5 protein-coding genes are annotated in these 10,269 nt (G+C 38.3%); 2 read left to right on the top strand and 3 right to left on the bottom strand.

The window, feature by feature from the left end:
• Window positions 1-132 precede the first annotated feature (132 nt).
• Window positions 133-2,214: a glycoside hydrolase domain-containing protein gene (locus tag ACNQGH_RS09565; RefSeq protein ID WP_417955775.1), complete on the top strand. Its 2,082-nt coding sequence runs from the start codon at window positions 133-135 to the stop codon at window positions 2,212-2,214.
• 372 nt (window positions 2,215-2,586) lie between these two features.
• Here ACNQGH_RS09565 and ACNQGH_RS09560 read toward each other — a convergent pair whose 3' ends face one another.
• From ACNQGH_RS09560 to ACNQGH_RS09550, 3 genes are all read right to left on the bottom strand, one after another.
• Window positions 2,587-2,769: a Txe/YoeB family addiction module toxin gene (locus ACNQGH_RS09560; RefSeq protein WP_417955778.1), complete on the bottom strand. Its 183-nt coding sequence runs from the start codon at window positions 2,767-2,769 to the stop codon at window positions 2,587-2,589.
• Window positions 2,770-2,842: 73 nt separating this feature from the next.
• Window positions 2,843-3,070 (bottom strand): DUF2683 family protein, encoded by a 228-nt coding sequence (locus tag ACNQGH_RS09555; protein WP_417955774.1) that lies wholly within the window; start codon window positions 3,068-3,070, stop codon window positions 2,843-2,845.
• A 288-nt stretch (window positions 3,071-3,358) separates the two neighbouring features.
• Window positions 3,359-4,033 (bottom strand): TonB-dependent receptor plug domain-containing protein, encoded by a 675-nt coding sequence (locus tag ACNQGH_RS09550; RefSeq protein ID WP_417955773.1) that lies wholly within the window; start codon window positions 4,031-4,033, stop codon window positions 3,359-3,361.
• A gap of 411 nt (window positions 4,034-4,444) precedes the next feature.
• On the opposite strand from ACNQGH_RS09550, the gene ACNQGH_RS09545 reads away from it, so the two are divergent.
• Window positions 4,445-10,135, top strand: a complete 5,691-nt coding sequence (locus ACNQGH_RS09545; RefSeq protein ID WP_417955772.1) for a choice-of-anchor D domain-containing protein — start codon at window positions 4,445-4,447, stop codon at window positions 10,133-10,135.
• Window positions 10,136-10,269: the final 134 nt, after the last annotated feature.

Raw genomic sequence — 10,269 nt, 5'->3', positions numbered from 1 at the left:
TAGAGATTACAACACGTTAATCTAAAAAAAGACCGCAATTTGGCAAAAATTACATTCCGAAGTTAAGCATCTAAAGGAAACTTTGGTAGGTAAATATTGGTGTCAAATTTAAAAAAATAACATAAGACACATATGAAAAAAATAATAGTCGTTTTTCTTTCTTTTTTAATAGTTGCCTGTCAACCTTTAAAGAATAAAACGGTAGAAAATAAATCAGGAAGTACACCGCTTGTAAAAAAAGTAAATGTTTTTTTAGGCACTTCCGGCGACCACGGGCAAATGTCCCCTTCAGCTTCCTCTCCATTCAACATGATGAGCATCGGTCCGCAAACCAATCCGCATATTCATTCCGGGTACGAACATTTGGCTAAGGATTTTCTAGGATTTACACATACAAGAATTGAAGGTGTAGGTTGTTTAGGAAGCGGTGGCAATTTGTTAGTCAAACCTATTTTTGCAGGAAACAGTACGACACCTTTAATAAAAAAACAAGAATCTGCTGCGCCTGGTTTTTATGGCGTAACTTTTGAAAATGGCATTGTGGCCCAGCTATGGGTCAAACCCAACTTTGGTATTCATCAATATACTTTTCCATCAAAAAACGGGGGACTATTCATTGATTTGTCGCATGCTTTTGTCAATCGTTTTGTAGGGGAAGAGCACCGTATTGCAGGCAATACAATTAGTGGATGGATCGACACCAAAACCACCTGTGACAAAGGAGTATACCGAATCTATTATGCCCTTGAATTCTCCAACTTTGGTTCTGTAAAAAAGTCCGCAGATCATCAATATATCATATCAGCATTGAAGGATGCCACAAAAATGGAAGTTCGGATCGGGTTTTCCTCTGTAAGTATAGTGTATGCCAAAGCAAAAATAGAATCGATTAGTGCTGATGAAATGGGTACCCAGACGACAGCAGCATGGAATCATCTTTTGAATAGAATAAAAGTAGTGGGTGAAAAAGATCGGGAAGATTTATTTTATTCGCTGTTGTATCGCGGTTTACAAGCGCCGTTTTTAATATCGGAAACGGACGGAACCTATAAAGCGATTGATGGATCGACACAAACAGCCACTCATCCGATTTATAATGGTTGGGCGATATGGGATAATTATCGGGAGCAATTACCAATGCTGTCTTTGGGGTACCCGGAACGGTTTGGTCCCATTGTACAATCCATTGCAAATTTGTATCCCTATGGAAAAAATAATTGGGCCACTCTGCACGAGCCCTCCCCTACAGTCCGCACTGAACATGCGGTAGTTGTTTTACTGGATGCCTATAAAAAAGGATACCCTGTAAATTTTACTGCCATTAAGGATTCTTTAATTGCTGAGGCAAACCGATTAGATTACAGCGCTCCGGACAAGGCTTTGGAGTCTTCTTATGATAATTGGGCACTATCTGAAATTCTTAAAATAACGAAAGACAGCTTGTTAAGCAAAAAATATTTGCATAAGGCATTAGAATATAAATCCTATTGGAAAAAAGATTTTGCTGATCTGTCCCAGAAGGATATTGATAAAATGCCGGCACGGGGTTTGTACCAAGGAACCATTTGGCAATACCGTTGGTTTGTCCCTTTTGATTTATCGGGCTTGAAAACGCTGACCGGAGGAGAGTCTTTATTTTTGAATCAGTTGGATCAATTTTTTGCAGAGGACAATTACAATCATGCCAATCAACCCGATTTACAAGTACCCGGAATGTACAACGCGACATCTCAGCCTTGGAAATCACAAAAATTGTTTCGGAATATTATGTTAGATACGGTGGTTCAGAGTTATTTCAATGACAACAGTAAAGGAATTGATTCCTACATTGGCCGTATATATAAAAATGAGCCTCAAGCCTATATTCGTACAATGGATGATGATGCCGGAACGATGTCATCCTGGTTTGTTATGCGAAGTATTGGTTTATCTCCGGCCAATATCGGGAGTCCGATTTATTACCTGACCGCACCAATATTTAAGACGGTGAGTTTAAATTGGGAAAAAGGAAGCCCTTTTCATATTGTAGTGCAAAATTACCATAAAGATCATTTTTACATTCATTCCGCCACTTTAAATGGAGAACCCCTGGACAGAAATTGGTTGACACAGGAAGAAATTACTAAAGGAGGAACTTTAATTATAAAAACATCCGCTGAACCCAATAAAGAATGGGGCATTCAAAATCAATGGATTTCAAAAATTGAGTACTAATCCAATAGATCCAGGTGAGGAAAAAATAGTGAGAAAAACCAATAAAAGAGAATTAAAACCAAGCTTATACCACAAAAAACATACCTTTCATGCGGTTTTAGAGAAATAAAATCGTTTTTTTATGTCTAAAATTCGCCATCGAGCATTAAAGCCATTTGCGAACACATTAGCTTTAATCAAATTATAGCGATACGAAGATACTTAAAGAAATTAAATCAGGTTTTAGAAAACTACCAAGTACAGCACTCAAAAATGGAAAAACAGGCTAAAGCCTTAAAAAATTTCAAAAATTCTTTTTAAAATGCATTTCTAAGTTAACAATTGAAAATCAGTGCTTATCAAAAAAAACGTACTATATAATTAACCTTTTTACTATTTATCTGAATAATGTCCCATTGCTGAGACTACAAAAACAGTTACAATATTTTCCTCAACCCTATAAATAAGTCTATCTTTCTTATTTATTTCTCTTGACCAGTATCCTGCAAGTTGGTGCTTCAATGGCTCAGGTTTTCCAACTCCTTCAAACGGAGTTTTGCCAAGCTCTTCTAATATCTTAGCGATTTTTTTATACTGGATTGATTCCCTGATTTTAAATGTTTTGAAATATCCGCTTTTGCTTCCGACATTACTTCAATCCTAAACTTCCCCATATATCATTCGGATCAACCGTTACACTTTTAGACTTTCCACTTTTGTGATCGGCTTCTCTTTTTTTTATCATTTCCACAAACTCTGGGTTATAAGAACTTCCTTCTTCTATTTCAACGCCTTTATTTGTAACCGCTAACAACCTTGCAAGTTCAAGCAATGTTTTCCCAGCTTTGGTACGCTCGTTTATGGTTATAGTTGTCATAATAATTAATTTTTTATTAATACAAATATACAAAAATCATGCTAAATTACGACTAGACTATTTTCTAACTAAAAAAGACGCAAATAATCTTTTACAAGCCTTCAAACCTGCTTTTATTTTTATTTCCGAAATACAAAAAGTGTTGTGATAATTTAAACAAAATGAAATCAAAATCCTTTATCCTTAAAAATAAAAGATAGCTGTTTTTACCAAAATAACAACTATTGCCAAAAATACTTTTACATTGAATAAAGTTTGATTTTTATATGCTTTCTATACTATCAAATACTATTTAGTTTTTATTACAATAACGCCTGAAGAACCTTGCGCCCCGTAAATAGAGGCCTCGGCCCCCTTCAACACGCTTATGCTTTTCACATTGTTAGGTGAAATATAATCGATGCTCGATACAATCATTCCATCAACAACGAATAGTGGTTCAGAAGTATTGCGAATTGAACTCACTCCTCTAATAGTTATCTTATTGTCCTTTGCAACCGTAACTCCTGGTAAGCGTCCTCTTATGAGGTCATAAATAGTGTTATATATACTTGCATTTTTATCATTTTCCACACCTAAACTTTGGGCATTGTTAACCTTATATTTTTTATCCGCTTCAGAATATCCAATTGTAATCTTGTCTCCTTTTTTTGTTCGGCCTCTTGCAGCTTTATCCGAGTCTAAAAACATAAAATTCATAATATTTTCATTATTGAATTTAGACGATAACAAACCATATTCAGGAGAAAAAACATTAATTACAGTAACCTTTTCAGGAACTACTACCTCAAAATCCCCATTTTTATTGGTTTCAACATTTGTATCAATAGAATCTAAATATATTTTAGCATTTGCAACTGGTTTATTCTTACTGTTGGTAACCTTTCCTGTTACCTTGTTTTGTCCATACCCAAACCCAACAAATAGTAAAAAAACAAACAATAGTGTTTTATAAATTTTCATAGCCTCTAATTTTTAATAAATATATGAAAAAGTAAGACTCCATCATTATTTTGAAATCATAATTGCGTTTCTAAATTTCCACTGAATTCTTAACCCGACTAAAAAATTATTTAGCACCAGAACAAAAGAGAAAAAATAGTGATAATTCAACTCTAATTAGCTTACAATCAGAAACTCTATGAATAAAAAACATCATTATCCATTTTTTTTAAACGAACAAAAAAATATAATTTTAACGTATTACTTAACCTACAAATATAACCTATAAGTGCATTTCATCTGATTTTTATGCATTTAAACTATGAAAAAGCCAAAAATCCTTAAATTTAATATCGCAGTGCAAATATTTTTTAATTAGAATCGATTGAGACCAAAATATTTGCATCATAATTAATCAAACAGACGACAATTATGAAGAAAATTACTTTACGATATAAAAAAATAATCCTCAACTTTTTTTTACTTTTCATTACATTTTTTGGATATTCACAGACCACTCAAACCTACAGCACGTCGGGATCATTTACTGTCCCTGCCGGAGTGACAAGCTTAACCGTTGAAGCCTGGGGAGGCGGCGGAAAAGGGGGTTCTAAAAATGGTGGCGCTGGTGTTGAATATGGTGGCGGTGGCGGTGGTGCTTATGCAAAAAAAGTGATAACAGTAACACCTGGATCATCTTATTCCGTAACAGTGGGATCTGGTAGCTCATCAGCGGCGGCAGGAGGAGATTCCTGGTTTTCAACCAATACCGTCATCCTTGCAAAAGGAGGCAACAGCGTACCTGACAATACCACTACAGGGGCCAGCGGTGCTTTATCATCCGCTTGTATCGGAGATACTGTACTTTCCGGAGGAAATGGGGCTAATGCTGTTACTAATACAGGTGGTGGTGGCGGTGGTTCTTCAGCAGGAACAATTTTAACGGGCGTCAATGCCACCAATCAAAACGGCGCAACAGCACCAACTGGTGGGGGTAATGGCGGTAGTGGCGGTAGTGCCAGCGGTTCTGGTTCAAATGGAACTTCAGGCGTAGTGCCAGGCGGAGGCGGAGGCGGAGGTGGAAAAGGAAATGATGGCGGTTCAGGCGCAGCTGGTAAAATCATGATCACATGGACCTGTTCTACTTATAGCTTAAGCACAACAGCTGTTGCCTCACCGATATGCGTAACAAATAGTGCAAGCGTATCCGTTACGGCAACAGCTGCAGCATTACCAACAGGAACTTACACCGTTACCTACAACTTAACCGGGGGAAATACTGCGACAGGAAGTACAGCTACGATGACCGTTACAGCGGCTGGTTCAGGAACTTTTACCACAAGCACATTATCGAATTCAGGTACAACAACCATAACTATTACTAATCTGGCAAGCGGCGGAACTACTCCAAATAATTGTAGTTCAGCCATTAGCGCCAATAATTCGACAAGCGTAACCGTAAATGCAAATCCAACGATTACCAGTACGGCTCCTGATTCCAGAATTGGTTCCGGAACAGTTGTGTTGGGAGCTACAGCTTCTGCAGGAACAATTTCGTGGTTTGCAGCATCAACCGGAGGAAGCGCTTTAGCTACAGGGACAAGTTTTACGACTCCCACTATTTCAACAACGACAACGTATTATGTTGAAACTACCAATGCTTCTTGTACTTCTTTGACAAGAATTGCGGTCATAGCAACTGTAAATTCACCGGAAATAAACATTCTGGGAAACGCTGTTTCAATTACTGATGGCGATATAACCCCAAGCACAACAGATTGGACCGAATTTGGATCAATGGAGATCAGTACGGGAATCATCACAAAAACATTCACCATTCAAAATACGGGCACTTCAGCCTTATCCATGGGAGCCATAACTATTTCTGGAACTAACGCTGCCGATTTTACCGTAGCCACTAGTCCAAGTGCTTCAATTGCTGCAGGAGGCACCTCTACATTTTCTGTTAGCTTTAATCCAAGCACCGTAGGTTTAAAAACAGCCGCAATTTCAATTGTAAACGGTGATGCTAATGAAAATCCTTATGATTTCTCCATTCAGGGTACCGGAATCCAAACCTTTTATGATAGCGACGGGGACGGTGTTTATGACAATTTTGATATTGACGATGACAATGACGGTATTCTGGATGCCACTGAGGAGGTGAATTGCAACAGCGTAAATGGACATAAAGTAGATTATAAGTTTTTAAATGAAACCTTTGGCACCGGAGGAAGAACTTCTAGCTTTACTGCTGCCTATAATGCAACCACAACCTATTGTTATGAAGACGGGGTTGCAGGCACCAATACGACAGACTGTCCTAGTCAATCAACCTGGATACTGGACGATGGCGAATACACCGTAGTTTCTAAAATAACAGGAACAGTAGCCAGCGATCCTGAAAACATTCATGGCAATTTAGCTTGGTACAACGGAGAAGATCATACCACAGGAGACACCAATGGAAGAATGGCCGTTTTTAATGCCAGTTTTACTCCCGGCACATTCTATGAAACAACGATTACCGGGGTCTTGTCAAATTTACCAATCACCTATAGTTTTTGGGTACTAAACATCATGGCCGCCTCTACTTTTCCATCTTCCATTTTGCCCAATGTAACCGTAGAATTTTATGATTTATCAAATAATCTCCTTACCTCTTTCAACACGGGGGACATCGGAAGATGCTCCGGAAGCACTACAGATAACACCTGCAGTCAGGGAGTATGGAAACAATTCACCACTAGTGTCAACTTAGGAAATGTGAATGCCTTTACCATCCGTTTCAAAAACAACGCGCCCGGTGGTAGCGGTAATGATCTTGCGTTGGATGATATCCTAATTTCACAAACTTTATGTGATTTAGACAATGATGGCGTTGCGGATATGTTTGATCTGGATGCCGATAATGACGGTATTGAAGATGTTATTGAAGCTGGCTTAGGAAATCTCAGCAATGCTAAAGGAAAGATCGATGTGACTTGGGTTGATACCAACGGAAATGGCCTTCTTGACAGTGCCGAATCCACAGCTGCCTTACCGGCATTAGACTCTGATGGTGACGGAATCCCCAATTATATAGATTTAGACAGTGACAACGACAGTCTTTTTGACGTGGACGAATCGGGTGCAGGAAATACAAATGCTGTTTCTGGATTTGTAAATGGCGATGGGGACATCAATGGGGACGGAACAGGAGATGGTCCGGAATCAGAAACATTTAGAAGCAAAGATATTAATGGAGATGGTATAACGGAAGGTTATGGTGACGGGATATTAGACATTTATGACTATGGTACGGGAGCTACAAACCAATACGGAAATTTAGGACAAGGTACCGCAACTGCAAATCCGGCCACTACCTATCTAAAAGACACCGACACAGACGGAATCCCGGATTATCTTGATGTAAAATCCAACGGAAGTACCTTTGATATTGCCAATACGTTATTAATCTATGACTATAAAACCTTAGACGCCAATAACAATGGAATTATCGATGGCACAACAGACAGTGATAAAGACGGAATTCTGGACACTTTTGACACCAATACGGCTCAGTTTGGTTCTCCAAGAGATCTACACACCAAACTATTTCTAGACTTTGATGGCAGAAACGATTATGGTCAAAGTACCGCTATTCTTGGAGGATTAGCCAACGCCTCTTTAATGGCATGGATTGATCTAAATGCTGCTTTTTCTACCGATGGAGTTATTGCAGGACAAAATAATTTTCAAATCCGAATTACAGCCACTAAGAAATTGGAAGCAGTTGTAAACGGCACGACAGTAACGTACAATACCGCTTTAAATGTATCACAGTGGTATCATGTTGGGGTAATTTATGACGGAGCCAATATAAAATTATATTTAAATGGAACTTTGGTGGCCACCCAGGCGAAAACCGGAAGTATATCAGCCGATGCAACGGTACTTACTTTAGGAAGAGATTCCGGCACCGCTACCAAATATTTTAAAGGAAAAATTGATGAAGTAAGAGTATTTAATATGGCGCTAACCGATTCCCAATTACAACGAATGGTGTATCAGGAAATTCAGGATACCGGTTCGCAAATTAGAGGTACGATTGTTCCTAAAAATGTCGCCACGTCCCCTGCTTCTTTGCCTTTTGCAAATTTGCTTCGTTATTACAGAATGGATAATTACAAGGATGATATCATTGATGATTTAACGACTCCGGCAATTGATGTTACAGGAACAAAAATATACAACCATAAAAACATTTATGTGCAACAGGCTCCTATGCCTTTTTTAACGGAACGTAGCGGTAGTTTTGCTACAGCGGTAAACAGCCCCACAAAAGAAATTAGAGGGAATGACATTATGGAACAGGATTGGTCAATTGTAAAAGTGCAGCATGACATTACAGAAACGGCTAATACTGTTGATTTGGGTATGCTGGTAGATGCCGGAAAAACCGTTGTAATGAATAATGACACCAAAATACAAAACGATTGGTATTTAAAATTAGATGGCAAAATAGATTTAGCGGGCATGTCACAATTAGTTCAGACAACGGAAAGCGATTTAGATGTTACGAGCTCCGGGTCGATTGAAAGAGACCAACAAGGACAATCCAACAAATACAATTATAACTATTGGACCTCTCCCGTAAGCCCTATAAACACTACCGCTAACAACACTAATTATACTGTTACCGGTATCATGAAAGATGGTACTACCACAACTCCTCAAAATATCAACTGGGTAGCGGGCTATGACGGAGCTCCAACAACTCCGATTAGTCTGGCGCGTTACTGGCTTTACAAATTTGATAATTATGCCAATAATTATGCGAATTGGGCTCAAATATCAGAAACAGCGTCACTCCGTGTCGGACAAGGGTTTACATTAAAAGGAAGCGGAGCGGCATCAGGAACTCAAAATTACACTTTTGTCGGAAAACCGAATAACGGCACTATAACAACAAATACTGTAGGCGATGATCAATTATTGTTAACGGGTAATCCGTATCCATCAGCATTAGATGCTGATGCTTTTATAACTGATAATATAAGTTCTTTAGAAACTTTCACAAATCCCTCTACGGATGGCACTTTATATTTTTGGGAACATTATGCCACCAATAACACCCATGTTTTACGTGATTATCAAGGCGGATATGCGGCACGAAATTTAACGGGTGGACTGGCTCCTTCCTCAGCAGGAATTGATTTTATCAGCCAATTAGGAACCCCGTCAAGAGGGATTCCTAACCGATATATTCCAGTAGGACAAGGCTTTTTTGTCAACGGAAAAATAGGTTCCGGGGGCACGGTTATTTTCAAAAACAGTCAAAGAAGTTTTCATAAAGAAAACGACAGTTCAAATTCTAATGTAATGTATAAAACCGCGACTACTAAAGAAACAAACTGGAATAACAATAATAATGACCCTGTAGTAAATGACACCTATAAAAGAATTCGTTTAGGATTTAATTCCCATGATGATTATCACAGACAAGTGCTGTTAGGATTCATGAATGAAAAAGCAACCAACGAAATGGATTACGGTTATGATGGTTTAAATATCGATGATTTTCCGAATGACATGTATTTATTGAATGGGGAAAACCAGCTGGTAATAGAAGGCGAAGGTTTTTTTGATGCCGGTGCCGCCTACCCTATTGGCGTAAAAACAGATGCAGAAGGGAAAGTTAAGTTCCAAATCGATGCGGTAGAAAACTTCGACCCAGCACAGGCAATTTACATCCATGATGAGCTGACGGGGATCTACCATGATATTCGCAACGAAGCATTTGAAGTGATTCTTCCGCTGGGCGAAAACAACAACCGTTTTTCGTTACAGTTTACTAATAAAACGCTGAGTGTTGATGAAAAAACCATCACGGACAATGCCCTTAAAATTACTCATGTACAAAACGGAAATAGTATTATAATCAATAATAATACAATAGATACAACCGTTAAAAAAGTTACTTTATTCAATACACTTGGCCAATCAATAAGCACCTGGAAAATTGAGAATCAAGACCAACAAAATATCCAGCTGCCTGTTAAAAAAGCAAGTTCCGGCGTGTACATTGTAAAACTTCAGACTACAAACGGGGATTTCAGCAAAAAAATAATTATCCCATAACACGATAAAAAGAAACTTAAGAAAGAAAAACTGTCAAAAATGACAGTTTTTCTTATGTCTAAATCGGCCTTAAATAAAGAAAAAACGGAAACAAATAAGATTAATTTTCTTAAAACAAGTAGTTGGTCGGAGGA

The sequence above is a fragment of the Flavobacterium kochi genome (assembly GCF_048286715.1).
Taxonomy (GTDB): Bacteria; Bacteroidota; Bacteroidia; order Flavobacteriales; family Flavobacteriaceae; genus Flavobacterium.
This window is presented reverse-complemented; position numbering and strand designations above follow the sequence as displayed.

Excerpts from the sequence above, each read along its gene's own strand:
- ACNQGH_RS09565 (WP_417955775.1), top strand. The coding sequence starts at position 133 with ATGAAAAAAATAATAGTCGTTTTTCTTTCTTTTTTAATAGTTGCCTGT.
- ACNQGH_RS09555 (WP_417955774.1), bottom strand. The coding sequence starts at position 3,070 with ATGACAACTATAACCATAAACGAGCGTACCAAAGCTGGGAAAACATTG.
- ACNQGH_RS09550 (WP_417955773.1), bottom strand. The coding sequence starts at position 4,033 with ATGAAAATTTATAAAACACTATTGTTTGTTTTTTTACTATTTGTTGGG.
- ACNQGH_RS09545 (WP_417955772.1), top strand. The coding sequence starts at position 4,445 with ATGAAGAAAATTACTTTACGATATAAAAAAATAATCCTCAACTTTTTT.